Below are 22163 nucleotides of genomic sequence, written 5' to 3' on the forward strand. Positions count from 1 at the left end.
GCCATGCAACAAGGAACCGGCAAAGAGAAGGCGCTGTGGACCATCGCGCTCGTTCTCGTCGTCCTGTACGCGCTCGTGCCCGTGGCCTGGATCGCGTCACTGTCGTTCAAGACCACGGCAACGCTTCACGACGGCCACTTCATCCCCCGCGAGTGGACGCTCGACAACTACAAGGGCATCTTCCAGACGTCCGAGTTCACCCGCGCCCTGATCAATTCGATCGGCATCGGGATGATCACCACGCTCATCGCCGTGATCGTCGGCACGATGGCGGCTTACGCCATCGCCCGGCTGACGTTCCCGGGCAAGTCGCTGATCCTCGGCGTGTCGCTGCTGATCGCGATGTTCCCGCAGGTGTCGCTGGTCAGCCCTCTGTTCGACATCACGCGCCGCGTGGGGCTGTTCGACACGTGGCCGGGCCTGATCCTGCCGTACATCACGTTCGCGTTGCCGATGGCCATCTTCATCCTGTCGTCCTTCTTCAAGGAGATCCCGTGGGAGTTGGAGAAGGCCGCGCAGATGGACGGCGCGACGCCGTTCCAGGCGTTCCGCAAGGTGGTGGCCCCGCTGGCCATCCCGGGCATCGTCACCGCGGCGATCCTGGTGTTCATCTTCGCGTGGAACGACTTCCTGCTGGCGGTGTCGCTGACGTCGACGGAGGCCGCCCGCACCGCCCCGGCCGCGATGGCCAACTTCACGGGTTCATCCCAGTTCGAGGAGCCGACGGGTTCGATCGCCGCGGCGGCGATCGTCATCACCATCCCGATCATCATCTTCGTCGTCATTTTCCAGCGCCGCATCGTCGCCGGGCTGACCTCCGGCGCAGTGAAGGGATAGCAAGTCATGGCCGAAATCGAGCTGAAGAACGTTTGCAAGAGGTTCCCGGACGGCGCCGTGGGCGTCGACGACGCGAACCTGCACATCAAGGACGGGGAGTTCATCATCCTCGTCGGGCCGTCGGGCTGCGGTAAGTCGACGACGCTGAACATGATCGCCGGCCTGGAGGACATCACCGACGGTGATCTGCTCATCGGCGGCGAGCGCGTCAACGACGTCGCCCCGAAGGACCGCGACATCGCCATGGTGTTCCAGTCCTACGCGCTGTACCCGCACATGACGGTGCGCGAGAACATCGAGTTCCCGCTGAAGCTGGCGAAGATGTCCAAGGGAGAGATCGACGAGAAGGTCGCCGAGGCCTCCCGCATCCTCGACCTCGACCCGTATCTGGACCGCAAGCCGTCGAATCTGTCGGGCGGCCAGCGCCAGCGCGTGGCCATGGGCCGTGCGATCGTGCGCCGGCCGAAGGTGTTCCTCATGGACGAGCCGCTGTCGAACCTCGACGCGAAGTTGCGCGTGCAGATGCGCGCGGAGATTTCGCGCCTGCAGGATCAGCTGGGCGTCACCACGGTCTACGTCACGCACGACCAGACGGAGGCGATGACGCTGGGCGATCGCGTGGTGGTCATGAAGGGCGGCGTCATCCAGCAGGTCGGCGAGCCGCAGGAGCTCTACGACCACCCGAAGAACCTGTTCATCGCGGGGTTCATCGGCTCTCCGTCGATGAACTTCACCCCGGGCCGGCTGAATCGGGGAGTGGTCTCCACGGGGCTGGGCGACATCCCGCTTTCCGACGATTTGTCGTCCAAGCTCGGCGATTCCTCGGACCGCGGCGTGATCGTGGGGCTGCGCCCGGAAGCGTTCGAGGACGCCACCCTCGTCGATGAGTCGCAGCGCGGCGACGGCGTGGTCACCGAGGTCGACGTGGAGGTGCTCGAGTCGATGGGCTCGGACAAGTTCGCGCACTTCACCGCCCCGCAGACGGGGGAAAAGGGCGCCGGCGGCGTGGCGTCGTCGGCGGCGGCCGCCGATGCCGGGCTCGACGACAAGTCCACGGGCACCATGGTCGCGCGCCTGTCGGCGGAGTCGCCGGCGCGGCGCGGCGAAAAGGTGTCGCTGTGGTTCGACCCCGCCAAGGTCACCGTGTTCGACGCGGAGACGGGCGAGAACCTGGGGCTGTGATCCATCCCGGTTGACGTGCCCCGGTCGCGCCACGTGCGCGCCGGGGCGTCGCAAAGCAATCGGCCGCACGGCCCCGAATCAGTCGGGCTGGCGGCCGGTTTCGCGCACCCGCTCGAAGACCTCGTCGGTCCACTCGTGGCGGCGGATGAGGCGGTAGCGCTCGGCGGCGATCCAGACGTAGAGCTCGGCGTCGGTGTGGTTGGGGGCCAGGCCGATGGCGCGGGCGGCGGCGATGACCGGCTCGTACTCGGTGGTGAACCAGCGGTCGGCGACCTCGTCACGGGTGAGGAACGCCCCTTCGGCCTGCATGGCGCGGAAGCCCCAGGCCTCGACGTTTTCGGCCAGCTCCGCGTACTTCCACGGGTTGGGCAGGACGATCCGCGCGGCGCGGTCGGCCGGCAGCGGCACGCGGGACAGGAAGATGCGGCGGTGGTCCTTGAGCACCAGGTCGCGGTTGGACTGGATGCCGTCGGCGTCGACCTTGGTCAGGATCTCCGTGACGTAGGCGTCGATGGTGGGGTTGCCGCGGTTGCGGGCGATGGAGACGCGGTGGTGGCCGTCGACGACGAAGTACATGCCGCCGACCTTGCGCAGCCGCACCGGCGGGACCGTTTCGCCGCGGCGCTGGGCGGCGTTGATGCGGGCCCAGCGCTCGCGGGAGATCGAGGTGGTGGGGCGGAAGTCGCGGTCGAACTGGCCGGTGCGGTCGACGGAGCCGACGATGGCCTCGACGGGGACGTCGATCAGGCCCAGTTCGCGGCGGCCGGTTTCGCCCAGGGCGGCGACGACCTCGTCGTAGGGCAGCACCTGGGTGATGTCGTCCGGCTGGCGGCGCAGGCGGGACACCGCGCGGTTGAGACGGGCGCGGCGGCGGGCGCGGGAGAAGTCGGCCTGGGCATCGGCGTCGGGGAAACCGGTGTCTGCCATGGTCAGCGTCCTTTCAGGATCAGTTCGGCGCGCGGGGTGGGGTCGGCGGAGTCGGTGCGGGAGTTGGGGCCGGAAACTGAGTTGGAGTTGGGGCCGGGGTGCACCCGCGTCAGCGTCCACCCGACGGTGTTGACCACGAGGGTGCCGGGCCCCGAGTCGCCGGACGGCAGCGAAGTGACCCGCCGGTCCGCGCCGTGCAAGTGGACGTGACCATGCAGGTGCAGGGCGGGCCGGAGCCGTTCGGCCAGCATGTCGACGGCCGGCAGCGCACGATGGACGGTGTCGTGGTCGCGCACCGTGACCGGGGATCCGCCGAGACGCGCGCGACCGCCGGCGGATGCTCCCTGGTTCTCGGCCCCGGGAGTGCCGGGAGCGTGGGTGAGCAGGACGTCGACGGCGGGGGAGCGGCGGGCCCTCCTCAGCACGCGCCGCGCCCGCCGCATGGCCTGGGCATTCGTCCACTGGTTGGGTCCGGCCGAGTACCGCCCGCAGCCGCCGAGCCCGGCGATGCGCAGCCCCGCGACCTCGACGACGTCCCGGTCGGCGGCCCACGCCCCGGCGGGCCCGGGCCAGACGTCGTGGCGGCCCGCGCGGATCCACCCGGCGGCCGACAGAGTGAACCCCTCCAGCGATGGGTCGTGGTTGCCGGGCACCATCGCGCAGGGCACGTCGAAGGCGTCGGCGACGGCGGCGACGTAGCCGAAGTCCAGGTCCCCGGCGGACAGCAGCAGGTCCGGCCGATTGCCCGCGCCGAAGTCGACGCCTCCGGGGACGGTCAGCGCGGGGCGTTCCTCGTCGGCGATGGCGAGGATGGTCACCGGGCCCGTTGCTGTGCGACGCTGCTGTTCCATTGCCCTCGACCGTATTCGACCGGGGCGGGGGACGTGTGGCGCGCGGGTAGACTCGGGCGTCGTGAACCCGCCCAACCCCCCGAATCCGTCGTCCATGCCGCCGAAGGTGCCGCAGTCCATTTCCGCGACGGCGCACGCCAAGGTGAATCTGCACCTGGGCTGCGGCGACGTCCGCGATGACGGGTTCCACGAGCTGGTCACCGTCTTCCAGTCGCTGTCGCTGCCGACCACCGTCACGCTGACGGAGATCCGCGATGGCGATGCGGAGGGTCATGTCGCCCGGCTGACGGTGTCCGGAGACTCCGCGGCGCACGTGCCCACCGACGAGTCGAACCTGGCGTGGCGCGCCGTCATCGCCGCCGTCGAGGCCGCCGAGTCGAAGGTGCCGAAGGTGGCGGCGATCCACATCGACAAGTCCATCCCCGTCGCCGGCGGCATGGCCGGAGGTTCGGCCGATGCCGCCGCCGCGCTGGTCGCCGCCCGCGAGTTCTTCGAGCTGCCGCTGACGGACGCCGACCTCATGTCGCTGGCCGCCGACCTCGGCTCCGACGTGCCGTTCTGCCTCATCGGCGGCACCGCGCTGGGCACCGGGCGCGGCGAGAACCTGGCGCCGGTGCTGGTGCGCGGCGAGTACCACTGGGCACTGGCGCTGGCCAAGGGAGGGCTGTCCACCCCGGAGGTCTTCCGCACCATCGACCGGCTGCGCGCCGACCGCGACGTCCCCCGCGCCGCCGCGCCGGATGATCTGATGAAGGCCCTGGCCTCCGGCTCCGCCGACGAGCTGGCCGCCCACCTGGCCAACGACCTGCAGCCGGCGGCGATCTCGCTCAAGCCCGAGCTGCGCACCACCCTGCGCGCCGGGCTCGACGGCGGTGCACTGGCCGGCATCGTCTCCGGCTCGGGGCCGACGACGGCGTTCCTGTGCCGCGACCGCGAACACGCCCTCGACGTCGCCGCGCACCTGGCCACCTCCGGCACCTGCGCCGCCACCCTCACCGCCTCCGGGCCCGCCGCCGGCGCCCGGCTGGTGAAGTCCCCGCCGCGCCGGGCGTGAGGGTGATCCGGCGGGGACGCCGGGACGTCGTAAAGCACAAAGCAATCCACCGACCGCACTGACAGCACTGACCGAGGAGCACGAGAAGCCGCGATGGCGAACCTGATCAACCTGGAGAACGTCAGCAAGACCTTCGGCCTGAAAACCCTGCTCGACGGCATCAGCCTGGGCATCCAGACCGGGGACCGCATCGGCGTGGTCGGGCTCAACGGCGGCGGCAAATCGACGCTGCTGAAGATCCTCGCCGGCGTCGAACCCGCCGACGCCGGGCGCGTGTCGCGCAACAACGACCTCGCCATGGCCCACGTCACCCAGGGCGCCGAGCTGGACCCGCAGGCCACGATCTTCGACAGCGTCATCGCGCCGCTGGGCGTCGCCGAGCACGAATGGGCGGGCGACGCGCGGATCCGGGGCGTCCTCGACGGCCTCGGCCTCAACGACCTGGGCCTGGACACCAAGGTCGGGGAGCTCTCCGGCGGCGAGCGCCGGCGCGTCAACCTCGGCGCGGCGCTGGTGCAGGACCTGGACCTGCTCATCCTCGACGAGCCGACCAACCACCTCGACATCGAGGGCGTGCAGTGGCTGGCCGACCACGTCATGGCGCGGCGGTCGGCGCTGGTCGTGGTCACCCACGACCGCTGGTTCCTGGACACCGTGGCCACCAAGACGTGGGAGGTCCACGACGGGCAGGTCGACTTCTACGACGGCGGCTACAACGACTGGACCTTCGCCCGCGCCGAGCGCGCCCGGCAGGCCGACGCCGCCGAGGCCCGCCGCCAGAACCTGGCGCGCAAGGAGCTGGCGTGGCTGCGGCGCGGCGCCCCGGCGCGCACGTCGAAGCCGCGCTACCGCATCGAGGCGGCCGAGGCGCTGATCTCCAACGTGCCCGCCCCGCGCGACAGCGTCGAGCTGATGGCGTTTTCCAAGCGGCGCCAGGGCAAGGTCGTCGTGGAGCTGGAGGACGCCGCGCTGTCGGCGCCCGACGGCCGCGAGCTGGTCCGCGATCTGACGTGGCGCCTCGCGCCGGGCGAGCGCATCGGCCTGGTCGGCGTCAACGGCTCCGGCAAGACGACGCTGCTGCGCACGCTGGCCGGCGAGCACCCGCTCGACGCCGGCAAGCGCATCGAGGGCAAGACCGTGCGTCTGGGGTGGCTTCGCCAGGAGCTCGACGACCTGCCCATGGACATGCGCGTGCTCGACGCCATCGAGGACGTGGCCACCTACATCGAGTTCGGCGACAAGCAGCTGTCGGCGTCGCAGCTGGCGGAGCGCCTGGGTTTTTCGCCGAAGCGCCAGCGCACCCCCATCGGCGACCTGTCCGGTGGCGAGCGCCGTCGCCTGCAGCTGACGCGCGTTCTCATGGCCGAGCCGAACGTGCTGCTGCTCGATGAGCCGACGAATGACCTGGACATCGATACCCTCCAGGAGCTGGAGGACCTGCTGGACAATTGGCCGGGCACGCTGGTGGTCATTTCGCACGACCGTTACCTGGTCGAGCGCGTCTGCGACACCACGTGGGCCCTGTTCGGCGATGGTGGCCTGACCAACTTGCCGGGCGGCATCGAGGAGTATCTGCAGCGTCGCCGCCGCCTTGCCGCGGCGGGCGTCGGCGGGGCGGCCCCGGTGCGTGAGGGTTCCGGTTCTTCGCTTGACGACGCCCCGGCCTCCTCCACCTCGGCCACCAGTGCCGGCGCCGCGGGTGCCGGCGCTGCGGGTGCGGCCGGTGGGGGAACTGCCGGCGGGAGCGCAGCCGGTGCGAGCGTGGCCGGCGGAGCTGGTTCGGGCGCCGCGGGTGGCGGTGCGGGGCAGTCAGCGGCGCCGGCGAAGACCCTGTCCTCGCAGGAGGAGCGTGAGCTGCGCAAGGAGATGAACAAGCTCGAGCGTCAGATCGCGAAGCTGGACCAGAAGGAGTCGAAGCTCAACGACGAGATGGCGAAGATTTCGGAGGACGTCGCCAACCTCGACACCACCCGCCTCGCCGAGATCGATCGGGAGCTCACGGCGCTGCGCGAGGAGCGCGACGAGATCGAGATGCGGTGGATGGAGGTCGGCGAGGAGCTGGAGTAGCGGCCGCTCCATCGGGCCGTTCCTCCTGACTGCTCCCTCCGCCGACTCCGCCCGACTACTCTCTCCGCCGCCTCCGAAGCCTTCAACTGACTGCTCCTGACCAGGCGATTGTCCCGTTTTGGGCGACGAAACCCCGAAATCGCGGAAAACGGGACAGTCGCCGGCGGCATTGGTGCAGGTCGCCGTAGCCCGGCATGTCCCGGTTTGGGCGATCCCCGAAAAATTGGGACGGAAGGTGCCCGTGGTGTGGGGTCGGGCCCGGAGTACGGCGTCGGGAGCTCGAAGTCGGGAGCTCCGAGCCGAGAACCGGGCGCCGAAGCCGGGAAACGTGGGCCGGCCTGGAACCAGGGGCCCACGATGGACTGGATTACCGGCGCTGGAATCGGGTCAAGTCACACCAGCCCCAAAGTTGGCGAGCGCGTTCATTTCGTAGGCTCGCAACGGCAAACGACCAGGTGAAACGCCGCCGAAATCCTACGAAATGAACGCAAACCCGGTTTGCTGGGGCTGGTGTGAATAGCGCAGGTCAGCGCCGTGGGAAATTACGGACGCCGGGGCGAGGTGCGAGCGCCGGAGCCGGGGCGAAGTGCCAGCGCCGGGGCCGACGACGCGCGCCGGCCGGCTACTTGGCCGCGACCTTCTCCACCTTCAGGAAACCCGCACGGCGAAGCAGCGCCTGCGCGACGGCGCCGGTCTTCGCGAACTGCGTCCAAATCGCCTGCATCGCCTTCCGGTCGCGCTGGACGTCGGTCCACATCTGCCCTTCGAGGAGGACGGAGTCGCGCCAGATGGCCTCGTCGCCAAGCAAAAGCGGCAGGTCACAGGTGTGGGCGGAACGGTACTCGCTGTCCTTCGACCCCCACTTCAGCGTGTAGTGCAGCGCGCTGCCGCCGGCGGCCGCCCACTTCCGCGCGAACGCCTCCGAACCACCGTAGGTCTTCTTCGTGAAGTGCCGCAGCGCCCGCTCGAACAGCTGCCCGCCGACGGCCGGCACGCGCTTGAGCCGCGCGACCTCCTCGGCGTCGTGGAAGAACAGCGCCGCCTCGCGCGGCGTGTGCCCGAGCAACAGGTCGATGTCCTCGGCGATGGCGTCGAGGGCGGCGTCGAAAAGCGACTCGTCGGGCATCGGCGCCGCGCCGTAGCGCACGCCCCACGGCATGGCCTGCCCGTTCTTGAACGGGCGCGCGGCCTCGGTGGCGCGGTCCTCGGCGTCGGCGATGTCCTCGTGGGAGGTGGCGCGGTCGATGGGCCCGGCGGCGTCGATCATGGCGTCGTACATCGGGCCGCGGCCGCCGAGGAAACCGAACGCGAGGGACTGCAGGATCGCGCGCTGGAACGGCGGGCGGTAGGGCTTTGCGACGTCCCCGCGCCCCGGTCGAGGCGCCCCGATCTTGTCGGCGCCGGCGATGACCATCAGCGACAGGATCAGGTCCGCACCCGCGGACTGGCCGAACATGGTGATCTGCTCGGGATCTCCGCCGAACGCGGCGATGTTGTCGCGGATCCATTCCAGGCCGGTCTGGATGTCCATGAGGCCGAGGTTGGCCGGCGGGACGCCGTCGGCGCGATCGTCGCCGCCGCCGAGGAAGCCGTACGCGCCGAGCCGGAAGTTGATCGAGGCGACGATGACGTTGTTCTCCGCCACCATCTGCGAGGGATTGAAGCGGGGGAGGTCGCCGCCGCCGGCGATGTTCGCGCCGCCGTGGACCCACACCATGACCGGCAGTTTCGCGTCGGCCGCCGTGCCGTCGGGCACGGTGATGGCCACGTGCTGGCAGTGCTCGTCGTGGCGCCGCGGCGTCGCGTGCGGGGCGATCTTCTGGCCGGCGAGCGACGGGCGCTGGTGGCACGTCGGGCCGGGTTCGTCGGCGACGATGATTCCGCCGTTGGGCAGCGTCGTCAGCGGCTGCGGGACCTCGTGGCGGTTGGCGTAGGCGTAGGGGATGCCGATCGCCCGGAGAACATGCTGGTCGCGGGTCTCCGGGGCGGGAGTGTGGAAGCCCTGGATCACGCCGGCCGGGGCGTACCAGCGGGGTGCGCCGGCGGACGGGGCCGGGTTCGGCTGGGTGTCGGTGTCGGCGTCGGCGTCGTCTTTGGCCTCGACTGCCGCGGTGTTGGCCCGGGCTTCCCCGGCATCTTCGCCGGTGTAGCGGAACGCCTCGTTGCGGTAGGCGTCGTCGGCGAGGACTTCTTCGGGGCTGGGCACCGGATCCTGGTTATTCGCGCTCATACTGCAATGTTGCCACGTCCACAGGGGACGCGTGGGGCGAATCGTCGCGGCGCCGGTCCCCGCGCCCGGCCCACGGGATCGCGATTGCGCAGCTGGATCGCGATCTCGTGGAGGGGCGGTGGGGATCAGCGGTTGAAGCGCTGCGTCACGTAGTACGTGCCCTGGCCGTCGGTGGCGATGCCGATGCCCTGCGTGGCGAAGTCGCCGATCATGTTGCGGTAGTGGCCCGGGGACTTGCGCCAGGCCTGGACGGCATCGGCGGCGGAGCCGCCGCGGGTCATGAAGACGTTTTCGCCGTTGTAGCGGCCGGTGGTCTGGCCGGTGTCGTGGTGCATCCGGCCTTCGCGGAGCTGCTGCTCGGACCACTTCTTGGCTTCACCGGCCAGCTTCTGGTCCCACGCCAGCGGGGCCTTGCCGGCGGCGCGGCGGATCTCGTTGGTCTCGTCGTGGAGCTTCTGCAGCTCGGCGGTGGCGGGTTCGTCGGAGGGGGTGCCGGTCTCTGCGGCGGGCCGGTTGCCGGGCTCGGTGCCCTCGCGTGCCGTGTCGGCGGGCGCGGTGGCCGCGGGGCGCTCGCCGGCGGGTGCGCCGGAGCGGCCGGAGTCGAAGGATCCGAAGTCGAGGGCGCCGGCGGTGGTGGCGCCCAGGAACATCGGGGCGGCGATCGCCGCGGTCGCGGCGATGGACGTCAGGTGAAATCGGTTCATACGTGTGCCTTCCGGAACATGTAGGGGATCGGAATGAACTGCGCGGCACAATATAAGCACGATTCCGTAACGATGGATAGGGTCCCCCGGAATCTATTTTTGTCCGACCCTGTCAAGCCGTCCCTGGGCCCGGGTCCCTGCGCTCGTGCTCGTGTCCCGTCGTCCGCGTTCCCGCCCGCGCCCGCGGCCCCCGCCCCTGCGCCAGCCCCTACACCTACGCCTTCGCCTCCGCCGGCAGGTACGGCTCGATCCACGTGCGGATCAGGTCGGCGGCGCGCTGCGGGGCGCCGGGCTTGATCAGCAGGTGGTCGGCCTTGTCCAGGCTCATCAGCGACTTGGGGTAGCGGGCGACGAGGAAGATCTTCTGCGCGCTGTCGATGCCGACGGTCTGGTCGGTGGGCGAGTGGAGCAGCAGCAGGGGCTTGCGCAGCTTGTGGATGTACGTCTCCGGGTTGATGTCGGCGAGCGTCTCCAGGAATTCGCGCGAGATCGGAATGTCCCGGCCGGCGATGGACAGCGTCTGCGTCCCGTGGGCGTCGATCGCGCCGATGGCGTCGGCGAAGTGGAAGATCGAGTGCGCGGGGTCGAAGGGGGCGCCGATCGTCGCGACGGCCTTGACCTTCGGCATGCGCTGGCCCGCCAGGATCGCCGCGGCGCCGCCGAGGGAGTGCCCCATCAGCAGCGTCGGCGCGGTGTATTCGGCGTCGAGGAATTCGTAGGCGGCGACGAGGTCGTCGACGTTGGTTAAAAACGTCGTGTCGGCGAAGCTGCCGCCGGATTCGCCGAGGCCGGTGAAGTCGAATCGCAGGCAGGCGATGCCCTGCTTGGCCAGTGCGCGGCAGGTCCGCGCCGCGCCCGGCACCTTGCGGTTGCAGGTGAAGCAGTGGGCGAACAGTGCCCAGGCGCGCGGTTCGCCGTCGGGCAGGTCGATGGTGGCGGCGATGGTTTCGCCGGTCGATCCGGTGAATGTGACGTTCTTGCTCGGCATGTAATGGAAGGGTACCCGCGCCTCCTGGGCTTGGCTTTACGACGTATCGATGTTCACGTGACCGCCGTTTTCGTGAGAATCGCCACAAAACCGCTGAGTGCAGCCGCTGTCATTTAGTGATGCCGACATAGCGTCGTTAACATGGTGACGTTGCGTCGGCATCTTTCGCTCTTCCTCTTTCTCCCTTCCTCTTTAACACCCGGCGAAGCGGGGAGGCGCAGGCCGTCGCAAAGCAATCCCAACCAGCCGCACCCACCCGACCCCGGAGGCCCCATGTTCCTGGCCTGGCGCGAAATGCTCTTCGCGCGCACCCGATTCCTGCTGATGGGCCTGGTACTGGCCCTGATGTCCATCCTCATCGTGATCATCTCCGGCCTCACCGCCGGCCTGGTCAACGACGGCGTATCCGGCCTCAAGGCCATGGACGCCGAGACCATCGCGTTCGAGGAGGGCACCAAGACCGACTCCGCGTTCACCCGCTCCATCGTCGACGCGGACAAGGCCGACGAGGTCGCCGCCGCCGATGGTGTTGCCGAGGCGACGCCGATGGGCCTGACCATCGTCAACGCGAAGAATCAGGACGGCACGCCCGTCGACCTCACCCTCGTCGGCGTCGAGCCCGACTCCTTCCTGTCCCCGGGCACCGCCGCCGCGGGCGACACCGTTGAGGGCGAAACCCTGCCCGCCATGGCCGACCCCGTCGAGCGCGCCGCCGGCGAGCCCACCGCCACCCCGCGCGAGATCGTCGTGTCCGCCCCGCTCAAGGACGAAGGCCTGAGCATCGGCGACGTGATCACCATCGAGCGCCTGGAGACGCCGCTGACCATCGTCGGATTCGCAGACGGCCAGCGCACCTTCGGCCACGTCGACATCGCCTACGCCCCGCTGGACGTCTGGCAGGAAATCCACGCCGGCGCCCGCGACGGCGAAGCCGCCCCCGACGACGCCTACTCCCAGGCCAGCGTCGTGGCGGCCAAGGGCGACGACGGCATCGTGCCGGACCTCGAGGCCCTGTCCGCCGCCACCGGCACCGACGCCCGCACCCTGGAGCAGTCCTTCGAGTCCTCGCCCGGCTATGGGCCCGAAATGATGACGCTGTCGATGATCGAGTGGTTCCTCTACATCATCGCCGCCCTGGTCACCGGCGCCTTCTTCCTCGTCTGGACGATCCAGCGCTCCGGAGACATCGCCGTCATGCGCGCCATGGGAGCCACCAAGGGCTTCCTGCTGCGCGACAGCCTCGGCCAGGCCGTGGTCATCCTCGCCCTGTCCATCGGCGTCGGCGTCGCACTGGCACTGGCGCTCGGCGCCGGCCTCGAGGCCTCGCCCATGCCGTACGCCACCGAACTCGCGCCCGTCGCCACCGGCGCCGCGCTGCTGTTCGTCTTCGGACTGATCGGCGCCACCGTCGCCGTCTTCCGTGTCACCCGCACCGACCCGCTCACCGCACTGGGGGAGAACCGATGACCGACACCCGCCCCGACACCAATCCCGCCACCGAGTCGGCCGCTGAGTCGGCCGTTGAACCGGCGCTCGTCCTCGACGGCGTCTCCGTCAGCTTCGGCGACGGCGACTCCACCGTCCACGCCCTCGACGACGTCTCCCTGACCGTCCGGCCGGGCGAGTTCGTGGCCATCGTCGGCCCGTCGGGCTCCGGCAAGTCGACGCTGCTGGCCGTCGCCGGCGCGCTGACCACCCCGCAGTCGGGCACCGTCAGCCTCGGCGGCGAGGTGCTCACCGGCATGAAGGACAAGGACCTCGCCCGCGTGCGCCGCGAGCACATCGGCTTCGTGTTCCAGTCCGGCAACCTCCCGTCGTCGCTGAAGGCCCGCGACCAGCTCGAGCTGGCCGCCGAGCTGCTCGGCCACCGCGGCCGCAAGTCCAACCAGGAGCTCCTCGACGCCGTCGGCATGGGCCACCGCGCCGGCCACCGCCCGGGCCAGCTCTCCGGCGGCGAGCGCCAGCGCATCGGCATCGCCCGCGCCCTGGTCGGCGGCCCCGACGTCCTGCTCGTCGACGAGCCGACCGCCGCGTTGGACACCCGCCGCTCGCAGGAGATCGTCGCGCTGCTGGCCGAGGAATCCCGCAACGAGGGCGTGGCCACCGTCATGGTCACCCACGACCTCGGCGTCCTCGGCCACTGCGACCGCGTCCTGGAGATGGCCGACGGCAAGCTGCGCCCGCGCGAGGTCTAAGAGGGGCCACGAGTAGGCGGCGCCACGATAAGGGCCGCCGCGTACGAAACTGCACATTTTCCGCCGCCCGAAAACGCCCACCTGGGCTTTTGTGCGGCGGTGGTAGCAGTTTCATACGCGCGTGGCGCCGGCACGGGCAGGGTTGCCGACTTTTCGCATCGAGCCGTCGTCAAGCTTCCCGATGCCGCAGGCCGGCGGGGTACGGTGAGAACCACAACCCCCGCAACCACAACCCCCGCCCGAGAGGAGACGCCATGCCGAAGATCACCGGCCCCACCGTCGTGGAGCACCGTGCCGCGCAGCATCGCGCCCTCCTGGACGCCGCCGAGCAGCTGATCAACGCCTCGGGCGGCACCGTGCCGACCCTCACGGAGGTGGCGGAGGCGATGGGGCTGGCCCGGTCGAGCGTGTATTTGTACGTGAAGTCGCGCCAGGATCTGGTGGTGCAGCTGCTTCTCGACGTCATCCCCACCTGGACCACCGGCATCACCCAGGCGATGGAGGCGGTCGGCGACGATCCGCTGGCGCGCCTGAAGGTTTACGTCGACGAGACGTTCCGCCTGTTCATCAGGGGCGACCACGGGCCGCTGATGGGCGCGGCCCAACAGTTCCCCGAGGCGTTCATGGATCCGCGGGTGCAGGAGGCGCACAACGCCCTCGACCCCGTGCTGCACGGGCTGCTCGACGACATCGGCGGCCCCGTCGCCGCCGCCGCGCTGCCGATCATCGATTCGGCGGTCCAGCGCGGCGCCGAGCTGGTCACCGCCGGCCGCGCCGACGAGGACACCGTCCGCGAAGCGCTCTACCGCATGGTCCGCGGCGTGGTCGCCGATGACGCCTGAGGCCGGCCCGCCGCGCCCACCCGGCCCTCCCGCCCTGCGGCCCGTGACGTCGCGGCCCGTGCGCTGGGCACTCAACGCCGTCGGCCTGGTCAGCCTGGCCCTCGGCGCGATCGGGGCGGTGCTGCCGCTGCTGCCGACGACGCCGTTTCTGCTGTTGTCGGCGCTGTGTTTCGCCAAGGCCTCCGACCGGCTGCTAGGTTTTCTGCTCGGCCACCGGGTCTTCGGCTCGTACCTGAACCAGTACTACTCCGGGCAGATGAGCCTGGCGTACAAGATCCAGACGCTGGCGGTGATGTGGATCGGCCTCATCGTCTCGGCGTGGGTGATCGGCAAACCGTGGCCGTGGGCCGTCTTCGCGGTCATCGGCGCGGGCGTGAGCTGGCACATTCTCACGCTGAAACCGAAGGGCCCGCCGGGTGGCGGGCCCGGGGTGCGGTAACGTTTCGGGCATGTCAGAGTCCACATCCGCCCGGGAGAGCAGGCCCGTACGGGGCTTTGCGACGGAGCCCGCGGCCGCCGCTCCGGCCTTGTCGGACCTGTCGGCGAGCTTCCAGAACTACCTGAAGGCCATGTGGACCCTGAGGGAGTGGAGCGATGAGCCGGTGTCTCCGACGGCGTTGGCGGCGCGCGTCGGGGTGAAATTGCCGACGGCCTCGGACGCGGTGCGCAAGCTCGGTCGGCTGGGTCTGGTCGACTATGAGCGCTACGGGGCGGTGTCGCTGACGGATTCGGGCCGGGCGCTGGCGCTGGAGATGGTCCGCCGCCACCGGTTGATTGAGACGTTCCTGGTGGCGGAGCTCGGCTACACGTGGGACCAGGTCCATGACGAGGCCGAGTCGCTCGAGCATGCGGTGTCGGAGTTCATGGTCGACCGCATCGACGACAAGCTCGGGCATCCCGAGCGCGATCCCCATGGCGATCTCATTCCCCGCGCGGGGCGGGAGCCGTCGTTGCGCGGAGCCGTCGCGCTCACCGGCATCGGGCCGGGCCGGCGGGTGAGGGTGGAGCGCATTTCCGACGAGGATCCGCAGCTGCTGCAGTTCTTCGCCGACCATGGCATCGGGGTCGGCGCGCAGTTGCTGGTGGGCGCCGGGGCGCCCTTCTCCGATTCGGTGGAAGTGACGGTGCTGGAGGATGCCGGCTCCGGCGTCGGCGGTGGCGGCGGGGCGCCGGCACTGCCGCTGGGCCGCACCGCCACCGACGCGATGTGGGTCACGCCGCGCGACTGAGCGGCGGCATTGCCAGATGCGCATCGGCCCGGTGCGCATCGGCCCCGTGCGAGCGGCGCAATCGCCGGGCCCGCACGCGCGTGACCAAGTGGACGGCGGCGAAGATCGCCCCGTAGCAGACCGACATCGCGGCGCTGGTCGCGGCGTGGAGCGCGTATGCGCCCCAGAATCCCGCGATCCCGCCGCCCACCGCGACCGCGGCGGTGACCGTGAACATGGTGCCCAGGCGATTTGTCAGCAGGTGCGCCGTCGCCGCGGGCACGACCACGAGCGCGATCACCAGGATCGCCCCCGCCGCGTTGAATGCCGCGGTGACGGTCATCGACACCAGGAACATGAACACGGTGTTTACGGCATTGACCGGGATGCCGATGCTCGCGGCGAAGGGGCCGTCGAATGTCGTGGCGGTCAGCTGCGTGCGAAACGCCGCGAGGAACGCGACGTTGGCCAGCAGCACCGCGAGCATGACGTAGATGTACGCCGGCCCGATCGAGGTTCCGCCGATGGTCAGGTGGCGGAAGGCTGCGAGGTTGAGGTCACCGACGAGGACGGCGTGGGTGTCCAGGTGAACGTTGGCGAAGTTGAGCGTCACCAGGATGACGCCGCCGCTGAACAGGGCCGGGAACACCAGGCCCTGTGGGGCGTCGCCGGCGATGAGGCCGGAGTCGGTGAGCCATTGGCTGCCCAGCACGACGATCAGCCCGGCGGTCGCGGCGCCGAGGATCAGCCACGGCGAATCAAGGTTCCGGGTGAAGAAGTACCCGACCACGATGCCCGGCAGCACCGAATGCGCGATGGCATCGACGAGCATCGAGTCGCGCCGCAGCACCACGAACACGCCGGGCAGCGCGCAGGCTAGCGCCGTGACCACGGCCAGCAGGAGGGTTCCGGCGAGGAAACTCATCGCGCCACCGCCCGTTGCGCCCTCAGCCCGCGCGCCAGGTCGGCCCGGCCGCGCATGCGCGCCATGGCCCGCGTGACGACGCTCCGGCGCGGCGCGAAGAGCATCGACACCAGGAAAACGACGAACAGCGTGATCACGATCAGCGGCCCCGTGGGGATCTTCCCGAGGGTGATGGACAGGTAGGCGCCCACGCCGCTGCCCACGGCGCCGATGGCGGCGGAAAGGCCGACCATCGTCGGCAAGCTCCGCGTCCACTGGCGCGCGGCGGCCGGGGGAGTGACCACGAAGGCCACCATCAGCACCAGCCCCACGGCCTTCACGCCGATGACCGTGGACACGACGATGCAGGTGAACATGATGCCGTCGATGATCCGCGGCCGGAAGCCCAGCGAGGTCGCGTGGGCGGGGTCGAAGGTGCGGATCTCGAACTCCTTCCACAGCAACAGCATCGGGGCGAGCGCGATGACGCCGACGGCCAGCGACGTGATGAGGTCGGCGCGCGTGATTACCGAGGCGTTGCCGAAGAGGTAGTCCTGGATGCCTCCCTTGTCGGGGAAGGGGCGGTTGGAGATCACTCGCATGAGTACCATGCCCGCGCCGAAGAAGACCGTGAGCGTCACCGCCATCGCGGTGTCGATGCGGATCTTCGACGTCGCCGCCACGGCATTGGAGTACCAGGCGGCGAGTGCGCCGGCGGCGATCGCCCCGATGATCAAGGCGGCCATGTTGCGCCCGCCCAGCCCGGGGATCGCCCCGGCGATGAGGAACGCAACCAGGGTGCCCGGCAACGCAGAGTGGGAGACGACGTCGCTGACCAGGGACTGCTTGCGCAGGTACGCGAAGGACCCCAGTGCGCCGGCGACGAGCCCGATCAGCCCGGTGCCGAAGAACACCATCCGGTAGGTGTGGTCGGTGAAGAAGTCCGCGGGGGTCATTGGAGAACCTCGGCGGCGAGGTCGTACGTTTCGGCGATCGTTTCGCGGGTGAAGGTCTCGCCGACCGGCCCGGACGCGACGACGCTGCGGTTGAGCAGCGTGACGTGGTCGCAGAATTCGGCGACGGTGGCCAGGTCGTGGTGGACCATGACAACGGTCTTGCCCCCCTCGCGCAGGCGATGGAGGACCTCGACGATGGCCCGCGCGCTCTTAGCGTCGACGCCCTGGAACGGCTCGTCCATGAAGAACAGGTCGGCGTCCTGCGCCAGTGCCCGCGCGAGGAACACCCGCTGGCGCTGGCCGCCGGACAGCTCCCCGATTTGGCGGTCGGCCAGGTCGGCGACCCCGGTGTTCCCCATGGCCGCGGCCGCGCGGGCGCGTTCGGCGGCTCCGGGGCGGCGGAACCAGCCGAGCCCGCCGTAGGTGCCCATGAGCACGACGTCCTTCACCCGCGCGGGGAAGTCCCAGTCGACGCTGGTGGACTGTGGCACGTAGGCGACCCGACCGCGCACGCGGTTGAGGGGCTCGCCGAAGAAAAGGGCGCGGCCGGTCAATGGCGGGATGAGCCCGAGCATGGCCTTCAGCAGCGTGGACTTGCCGGCGCCATTGGGGCCGATGACGCCCATCACCACCCCGGCGGGGACGGTGACGTCGGCGTTGCGCAGCACCGGCGCGGAATCGTAGGCGACGCTGAGGCCGGCCGCCTCGCACGCCGGGGCGCCCATCACGAGTCCTTTCCGAGCGCTTGCGCCACGGCCTTGGCGTTGTGCCTGAACACTCCCAGGTAGGTGTCGACGCCCGGTTCGGAACCGAGGGAGTCGGCGTAGAGCTCCTCGCCGGAGATCTCCACCTCCCAGCCCCGGGACCGCACCGCCTCCTTCAGGCTGGTGATGGCCTGGGGGTTGGCCTGGTTGTCCTGGAAGATCACCGGCACCTTCTTCTCCGCGATGAGGTCTGCGAGCTCGGACAACTCGGCGGCGCTGAGCTTCGCGTCCGTGGAGACGAAGTCGGTGGCCCGGACGTCCAGGCCGAACGTCGTGCCGAAGTAGTTGAATGCATCGTGGCCCGTGATGAGCATGCGCGGCTCGGGGATGCCGGAGAGCTTTTCGCGGGCATCCTCGGCGGCCGCATGGATCTTGCCGGCGTATTTCTTCGCGTTGGCGCGGTATTCGTCGGCCTTCTCGGGCGTGGCCTCGCCGAGCTTGTCGGCCACCAGGCCGACGACCTCCGACCATGCCTCGGGGCTGTTCCAGACGTGCGGGTCCTTCAACGGCTTGCCCTCGTCGTCCTGCTCCGGCCAGTCCAACAGCAGTTCGTCGGGCAGTTGGTCGCCGACCGCGAGCTGCCGGTCGCCGAGCGAGATCAGTTGATCGCTCATGAGGGCCTCGAGGTGGAGGCCGTTCCACAGCACGACGTCGGACGAGTGGATGTTCTCGATGTCCTTCGTCGATGGCTGGTAGGTGTGCGGGTCGCCGCCGGGGCCGACCATGGTGGTCACGTCTGCGTCGGGGGCGATGTTGGCGACGGCGTCGGCCAGGTAGCCGGTGGTCGCGTAGACCTTGAGCGGCTCGCCGCCGCCCGGGGCGGAATCGCCGGATCCGGCGGGGGAGCAGCCCGTGAGCAGCAGCGCGGCCGCGGCGAGAACGCCGACTGCTTTCTTGGTGGTGGATCGGATTGTCACGGTGGACCTTTCGGGTTGATGAGGTTTGGCTTTTATGGGAGGTGAGTCACGTCGATCAATCTAACTTAGGCGCGTCGAACTTCAAGAAATAGGGGTGGCTTCGGGGTGTTCCCGATGAGCCCCCCGGTGTGCTCGTGGAGCGGTGGCGTGGGCGGGCGGCGTGAGTGAAAGACGCGAAAACCCGGCCCGCACCGTGAACGGGTGCGGGCCGGGCCGTCGTAAAGCGAAAAGCGAAACCCGCCGCGGCGGGGAGCGCGGTGCCTACCGCACCGGCACGCCCGGGCCCAGCGGAATGCCGAGCAGGTACCACAGCGCGAAGAACAGGAACCAGCCCACCAGCATCGCGATGGAATACGGGATGGCCAGCGACATCAGCGTGCCCACGCCCGCCGGCTTGTAGTACTTCTGCAGGAACGTCAGCGCCAGCGCGAAGTACGGCGACATCGGGGTGATGATGTTCGTCGGCGAATCACCGATGCGGAACAGCATCTGCGAGACCTCCGGGGTGATGCCGACGTACATGAGCATCGGCACGACGACTGGCGCCATCAGCGCCCACTGCGCCGAGCCGGAGGTGATCATGAGGTTGAGCAGCGCCACCATGAGCACCAGCGCCGCGAACAGCACCAGCGGCGGCAGGTCGGCGCGGGTGAGCAGCTCGGAGCCCTTGATCGCCGTCCACTGGCCCAGGTTCGACCAGGAGAAGTAGGACGTGAACTGGGCGACGGCGAAGAACAGCACCATCATCGCCGTCAGCGTGGTCAGGCCCTTTTCCATGAAGCCGGGGATGTCCGACGAGTTGCGGATCGACCCGAACGCGATGCCGTAGGCGATGCCGACGATGGCGAACAGCAGCGCGATGGGCACCACGATGTCGGTGAGCAGCGGGGAATTGAGGATGCCATCGCCCTCGCCCCGCAGCGGCGAGCCCGGGATGAACAGCAGCGCCGCCCACGCGGCGATGGTCGCCAGCGCGGCGAGCCCGGCGATCTTCAGGGCGCGGACCTCGCGCGGGTCGAGCTCGAGCTCGTCGCGCAGCTCCTCCTCGGAGCGGTGGTCGCCGGCGTTTTCGCCATTGCCCAGGTTCGTGCTTGACGACGACCTGCCGGCACCGTCGTCGGCGGACCCGTCGTTGGCGGCGGGGGCATCGCCGGTGCGGTCGTCGGCGGCTGCGTTGTCGGCTGCGGTCTCATCGTCGCCGCTCGTCTCCGGCTTCGTGAACGCCGCGGCCTCGTAATTGATCTTCGACTCGTCGATGGTCTTCTTCGCGTGCTTGACTATGAACAGCTCCGTCACCGCGGTGATGATCGCCGACAGGACGAGCGCCGACGCCATGGAGAAGAAGTAGTTGGCCAGCGGCGACACCACGTACTCGGGGTCGACGAACTGCGCGGCCTGCGTCGAGATGCCCGCCAGCAGAACGTCGGTGATGTTGAGCACCAGCGAGGAGTTGAAGCCCGCCGACGACGCGGCGAAGGCGACCATCGCGCCGACGATCGGGTTGCGCCCGACCGCGCGGAAGGCGGCGGCACCCAGCGGGATGAGGATGACGTACACCGCGTCGGAGGCCACCGAACCGGTGACGCCGGCCAGCGCGACGACGTAGGTCAGCCACATGGGGGAGCGGACCTTCGACACCGCCGAGCGGATGGCGGCGCCGATGAAGCCGGAGTACTCGGCGACGGCGACGCCGAGCATGCACACGAGGATCAGGCCGACCGGCGCGAAGGTGACGAAGTTGTCCACCGCGTCCGTGACCATCTTCTGCAGGTACTCGGGGGTCAGCAGGTTCTGGACCTCGATGACCTCGCCGGTGCCCGGGTCCTCGGCGGACATGCCCGCCATGGAGCCGAGCCACGACGAGACGACGACCACGCCCGCCAGGATGACGAACAGCCAGAACGGGTTCGGCAGTGCATTGCCCACCCGTTCCAGCGTCGCCAGGAATCCCTTCGGCTTGTCGTGCCCGCCGGTGGATCCTCCGCCCCGGCCGCCACCTCCGCCGTCTCTCGTTTTCTCCGCGGTGCCCGTGGACTGCGCCATGGCGTCCTCCGTGTGTTGTGTCGTCGGTGCAATGTCGGTGTGTCGGGCCGCGGCGAAGCGGCGCACTCTTCCGAAAGTAACCGAAACTAACTCCGATGGCTTTGGAAAGGTGCGATGAAACACGGTTGTTACCCGGCGGCGGTGGCAGCAGTCGCGGACCGGTGCCGTGGCCCGGCGCAAACGCGGATTGGGCTCGTCCCCGCGCCCGACTAGGCTGGGCAGGGTTATGGCCAAAAAGAAGTCGACGAACGCGAAAAACGCCAACCCGGTGATCGCCACCAACCGCCGTGCCCGCCACGATTTTCACATCGTGGACACGTGGGAGTGCGGCGTCGTGCTGGTGGGCACCGAGGTCAAGGCCCTGCGCGAGGGCAAGGCGTCGCTCAACGACGCCTTCGCCACCATCGACGACGGCGAGGTGTGGCTCCGCGGGCTGCACATCCCCGAGTATTCCCACGGCAATTGGACGAACCATCCCACGCGGCGGGCGCGAAAGCTGCTGCTGCACCGGGCCGAGATCGATTCGCTGATGGGCAAGGTCCGCGACGGCAAGAACACCCTCATTCCGCTGAAGCTCTATTTCAAGGACGGCCGCCTCAAGGTCGAGTTGGGGCTGGCCCGCGGCAAGCAGGATTACGACAAGCGCCAGGACATCAAGCGCCGCACCGAGGAGCGCGAAATCACCCGCGAACTCGGCCGGCGCATCAAGGGCATCAAGGGATAAACGTCAATAATGGGTGGGCAGAGGGCAATGCCGAGGCGACACAGCTCATTGCGTCGCAGAGGCGGCGCAGGAACCCCACGCAAATAACCACATACCGGGATCGATGGAGGAAAGCGTGATCAAGAGGTTAAAGAGGTTTCAGTGGGGATCCGCCTTGACTGGGATGATCCTGACGCTGGTACTCGTCGCCGTTTTGGTTGTCTCTTTCTGGGGCCAGATTTCGACGTTATTCAACGATCCCGTGGAAACGGTAACCGAATCGACTACCACCGAAGTCGTCAACGCCGTCGAGCGCGAGGAACAGGTGGTGCTGGTCAGCAGCTCCGTGCAGGGGCTGCACAAGACCGAAACGCGCAGGACCGCGTTCGGGCAGAATGTGCCGGGCTCCGGCCGCACCCATTTCCTGCAGTACACCTACACCGCGAAGCTCGGCATCGAGGGGAAGGACGTGGATATCCGCGAGACGGCGGACAACGAGTTCACCATCGTCATCCCCGCGTTCACGTTCATCGGTCACAGTGACCCGACCTTCGAGACGGTGCTGGAAGACGGCGGGGCCCTGCGCTTCGTCGCGCCGGAGATCGACACGGCGGACGTGATCACGCAGGTCCTCAACGGCGAAGCCAAGGCCGAACACGTCCGCCGCAACACTGCGCTGCTGAAGGACCAGGCAAAGGTCTTCTACTCCGGCATCGTCCACTCCATCGACGAAGACGCGAAGCTGACGTTCGAATACCGGAATCCCGCTTCGGGCTAAAGGGCCGGGCACT

Annotated in this window: 20 protein-coding genes and 1 pseudogene; 11 read left to right on the forward strand and 10 right to left on the reverse strand. The window is 69.3% G+C overall.

The genetic code is table 11. The annotated features are described in order from the left end of the window. Positions 1-3 precede the first annotated feature (3 nt). Positions 4-837 (forward strand): carbohydrate ABC transporter permease, encoded by an 834-nt coding sequence (locus ACFWGD_RS11060; RefSeq protein ID WP_377778756.1) that lies wholly within the window; start codon positions 4-6, stop codon positions 835-837. A gap of 6 nt (positions 838-843) precedes the next feature. Continuing rightward, the gene (locus tag ACFWGD_RS11065; protein WP_377778757.1) at positions 844-2019 is read left to right on the forward strand and encodes an ABC transporter ATP-binding protein; all 1176 of its coding nucleotides are present in this window, start codon (positions 844-846) and stop codon (positions 2017-2019) included. A 78-nt stretch (positions 2020-2097) separates the two neighbouring features. On the opposite strand, the gene ACFWGD_RS11070 is transcribed toward ACFWGD_RS11065, so the two are convergent. Both ACFWGD_RS11070 and ACFWGD_RS11075 read right to left on the reverse strand, forming a co-directional pair. Then, positions 2098-2946 carry a ParB N-terminal domain-containing protein gene (locus tag ACFWGD_RS11070; protein WP_377778758.1) on the reverse strand — a complete coding sequence of 283 codons (849 nt, stop codon included), beginning with the start codon at positions 2944-2946 and terminating at the stop codon, positions 2098-2100. A 2-nt stretch (positions 2947-2948) separates the two neighbouring features. Continuing rightward, positions 2949-3797: a metallophosphoesterase gene (locus ACFWGD_RS11075; protein WP_377778759.1), complete on the reverse strand. Its 849-nt coding sequence runs from the start codon at positions 3795-3797 to the stop codon at positions 2949-2951. Positions 3798-3891: 94 nt separating this feature from the next. Between ACFWGD_RS11075 and ACFWGD_RS11080 the strand changes: the two genes are divergently transcribed. Together ACFWGD_RS11080 and ACFWGD_RS11085 are read left to right on the forward strand one after the other, a co-directional pair. After that, positions 3892-4851: a 4-(cytidine 5'-diphospho)-2-C-methyl-D-erythritol kinase gene (locus ACFWGD_RS11080; RefSeq protein WP_377778819.1), complete on the forward strand. Its 960-nt coding sequence runs from the start codon at positions 3892-3894 to the stop codon at positions 4849-4851. A gap of 93 nt (positions 4852-4944) precedes the next feature. After that, positions 4945-6918: an ABC-F family ATP-binding cassette domain-containing protein gene (locus ACFWGD_RS11085; RefSeq protein ID WP_377778760.1), complete on the forward strand. Its 1974-nt coding sequence runs from the start codon at positions 4945-4947 to the stop codon at positions 6916-6918. 622 nt (positions 6919-7540) lie between these two features. Here the strand turns inward: ACFWGD_RS11085 and ACFWGD_RS11090 are convergent. The 3 genes and pseudogenes from ACFWGD_RS11090 to ACFWGD_RS11100 all read right to left on the reverse strand — a co-directional run. After that, on the reverse strand, positions 7541-9148 hold the full coding sequence (locus ACFWGD_RS11090; protein WP_377778761.1) for a carboxylesterase family protein: 1608 nt from the start codon (positions 9146-9148) through the stop codon (positions 7541-7543). A gap of 125 nt (positions 9149-9273) precedes the next feature. Next, on the reverse strand, positions 9274-9852 hold the full coding sequence (locus tag ACFWGD_RS11095) for a CAP domain-containing protein (protein ID WP_377778762.1): 579 nt from the start codon (positions 9850-9852) through the stop codon (positions 9274-9276). A gap of 226 nt (positions 9853-10078) precedes the next feature. After that, a pseudogene (locus tag ACFWGD_RS11100) lies at positions 10079-10840 on the reverse strand (alpha/beta hydrolase family protein); the annotation flags it as partial. A gap of 273 nt (positions 10841-11113) precedes the next feature. On the opposite strand from ACFWGD_RS11100, the gene ACFWGD_RS11105 reads away from it, so the two are divergent. The 5 genes from ACFWGD_RS11105 (at position 11114) to ACFWGD_RS11125 (ending at position 15106) form a co-directional block, all read left to right on the forward strand. Continuing rightward, positions 11114-12307: an ABC transporter permease gene (locus ACFWGD_RS11105; protein ID WP_377778763.1), complete on the forward strand. Its 1194-nt coding sequence runs from the start codon at positions 11114-11116 to the stop codon at positions 12305-12307. Further along, a complete protein-coding gene (locus ACFWGD_RS11110; protein ID WP_377778764.1) occupies positions 12304-13035 on the forward strand; it encodes an ABC transporter ATP-binding protein in 732 nt (243 codons plus the stop codon). Before ACFWGD_RS11105 ends, ACFWGD_RS11110 begins: the two co-directional genes overlap by 4 nt. A 254-nt stretch (positions 13036-13289) precedes the next feature. Continuing rightward, positions 13290-13877 (forward strand): TetR/AcrR family transcriptional regulator, encoded by a 588-nt coding sequence (locus ACFWGD_RS11115; RefSeq protein ID WP_377778765.1) that lies wholly within the window; start codon positions 13290-13292, stop codon positions 13875-13877. Positions 13878-13920: 43 nt separating this feature from the next. Next, positions 13921-14316 carry a YbaN family protein gene (locus tag ACFWGD_RS11120; protein ID WP_377778766.1) on the forward strand — a complete coding sequence of 132 codons (396 nt, stop codon included), beginning with the start codon at positions 13921-13923 and terminating at the stop codon, positions 14314-14316. A 10-nt stretch (positions 14317-14326) separates the two neighbouring features. Further along, positions 14327-15106: a metal-dependent transcriptional regulator gene (locus ACFWGD_RS11125; RefSeq protein WP_377778767.1), complete on the forward strand. Its 780-nt coding sequence runs from the start codon at positions 14327-14329 to the stop codon at positions 15104-15106. Here the strand turns inward: ACFWGD_RS11125 and ACFWGD_RS11130 are convergent. The 5 genes from ACFWGD_RS11130 to ACFWGD_RS11150 form a co-directional block, all read right to left on the reverse strand. Then, positions 15090-16010, reverse strand: a complete 921-nt coding sequence (locus ACFWGD_RS11130; RefSeq protein ID WP_377778768.1) for a metal ABC transporter permease — start codon at positions 16008-16010, stop codon at positions 15090-15092. The genes ACFWGD_RS11125 and ACFWGD_RS11130 overlap by 17 nt on opposite strands. Next, complete coding sequence (locus tag ACFWGD_RS11135) at positions 16007-16945, reverse strand: metal ABC transporter permease (protein ID WP_377778769.1); 939 nt, start codon at positions 16943-16945, stop codon at positions 16007-16009. Before ACFWGD_RS11135 ends, ACFWGD_RS11130 begins: the two co-directional genes overlap by 4 nt. Then, positions 16942-17670, reverse strand: a complete 729-nt coding sequence (locus ACFWGD_RS11140) for a metal ABC transporter ATP-binding protein (protein WP_377778770.1) — start codon at positions 17668-17670, stop codon at positions 16942-16944. The genes ACFWGD_RS11135 and ACFWGD_RS11140 overlap by 4 nt, the downstream gene beginning before the upstream one ends. After that, positions 17670-18626, reverse strand: a complete 957-nt coding sequence (locus tag ACFWGD_RS11145; RefSeq protein WP_377778771.1) for a metal ABC transporter substrate-binding protein — start codon at positions 18624-18626, stop codon at positions 17670-17672. Before ACFWGD_RS11145 ends, ACFWGD_RS11140 begins: the two co-directional genes overlap by 1 nt. A 261-nt stretch (positions 18627-18887) precedes the next feature. Beyond that, on the reverse strand, positions 18888-20669 hold the full coding sequence (locus ACFWGD_RS11150) for an AbgT family transporter (RefSeq protein WP_377778772.1): 1782 nt from the start codon (positions 20667-20669) through the stop codon (positions 18888-18890). 226 nt (positions 20670-20895) lie between these two features. Between ACFWGD_RS11150 and smpB the strand changes: the two genes are divergently transcribed. Both smpB and ACFWGD_RS11160 read left to right on the forward strand, forming a co-directional pair. Next, positions 20896-21393: an SsrA-binding protein SmpB gene (gene smpB / locus ACFWGD_RS11155; RefSeq protein WP_377778773.1), complete on the forward strand. Its 498-nt coding sequence runs from the start codon at positions 20896-20898 to the stop codon at positions 21391-21393. Positions 21394-21556: 163 nt separating this feature from the next. Then, positions 21557-22150: a hypothetical protein gene (locus ACFWGD_RS11160; protein ID WP_377778774.1), complete on the forward strand. Its 594-nt coding sequence runs from the start codon at positions 21557-21559 to the stop codon at positions 22148-22150. The last annotated feature ends 13 nt before the right edge of the window (positions 22151-22163 follow it).

This window comes from Corynebacterium sp. NPDC060344 (genome assembly GCF_042725215.1).
Taxonomy (GTDB): domain Bacteria; phylum Actinomycetota; class Actinomycetes; order Mycobacteriales; family Mycobacteriaceae; genus Corynebacterium.

What these genes read in the sequence shown, in the direction of transcription:
- ACFWGD_RS11140 (WP_377778770.1), bottom strand. Translation starts at nt 17,670, where the DNA reads ATGGGCGCCCCGGCGTGCGAGGCGGCCGGCCTCAGCGTCGCCTACGAT.
- ACFWGD_RS11135 (WP_377778769.1), bottom strand. Translation starts at nt 16,945, where the DNA reads ATGACCCCCGCGGACTTCTTCACCGACCACACCTACCGGATGGTGTTC.
- ACFWGD_RS11130 (WP_377778768.1), bottom strand. Translation starts at nt 16,010, where the DNA reads ATGAGTTTCCTCGCCGGAACCCTCCTGCTGGCCGTGGTCACGGCGCTA.
- ACFWGD_RS11065 (WP_377778757.1), top strand. Translation starts at nt 844, where the DNA reads ATGGCCGAAATCGAGCTGAAGAACGTTTGCAAGAGGTTCCCGGACGGC.
- ACFWGD_RS11070 (WP_377778758.1), bottom strand. Translation starts at nt 2,946, where the DNA reads ATGGCAGACACCGGTTTCCCCGACGCCGATGCCCAGGCCGACTTCTCC.
- ACFWGD_RS11085 (WP_377778760.1), top strand. Translation starts at nt 4,945, where the DNA reads ATGGCGAACCTGATCAACCTGGAGAACGTCAGCAAGACCTTCGGCCTG.
- smpB (WP_377778773.1), top strand. Translation starts at nt 20,896, where the DNA reads ATGGCCAAAAAGAAGTCGACGAACGCGAAAAACGCCAACCCGGTGATC.
- ACFWGD_RS11105 (WP_377778763.1), top strand. Translation starts at nt 11,114, where the DNA reads ATGTTCCTGGCCTGGCGCGAAATGCTCTTCGCGCGCACCCGATTCCTG.
- ACFWGD_RS11090 (WP_377778761.1), bottom strand. Translation starts at nt 9,148, where the DNA reads ATGAGCGCGAATAACCAGGATCCGGTGCCCAGCCCCGAAGAAGTCCTC.
- ACFWGD_RS11115 (WP_377778765.1), top strand. Translation starts at nt 13,290, where the DNA reads ATGCCGAAGATCACCGGCCCCACCGTCGTGGAGCACCGTGCCGCGCAG.
- ACFWGD_RS11060 (WP_377778756.1), top strand. Translation starts at nt 4, where the DNA reads ATGCAACAAGGAACCGGCAAAGAGAAGGCGCTGTGGACCATCGCGCTC.
- ACFWGD_RS11080 (WP_377778819.1), top strand. Translation starts at nt 3,892, where the DNA reads ATGCCGCCGAAGGTGCCGCAGTCCATTTCCGCGACGGCGCACGCCAAG.
- ACFWGD_RS11125 (WP_377778767.1), top strand. Translation starts at nt 14,327, where the DNA reads ATGTCAGAGTCCACATCCGCCCGGGAGAGCAGGCCCGTACGGGGCTTT.
- ACFWGD_RS11160 (WP_377778774.1), top strand. Translation starts at nt 21,557, where the DNA reads ATGATCCTGACGCTGGTACTCGTCGCCGTTTTGGTTGTCTCTTTCTGG.
- ACFWGD_RS11075 (WP_377778759.1), bottom strand. Translation starts at nt 3,797, where the DNA reads ATGGAACAGCAGCGTCGCACAGCAACGGGCCCGGTGACCATCCTCGCC.
- ACFWGD_RS11095 (WP_377778762.1), bottom strand. Translation starts at nt 9,852, where the DNA reads ATGAACCGATTTCACCTGACGTCCATCGCCGCGACCGCGGCGATCGCC.
- ACFWGD_RS11150 (WP_377778772.1), bottom strand. Translation starts at nt 20,669, where the DNA reads ATGGCGCAGTCCACGGGCACCGCGGAGAAAACGAGAGACGGCGGAGGT.
- ACFWGD_RS11110 (WP_377778764.1), top strand. Translation starts at nt 12,304, where the DNA reads ATGACCGACACCCGCCCCGACACCAATCCCGCCACCGAGTCGGCCGCT.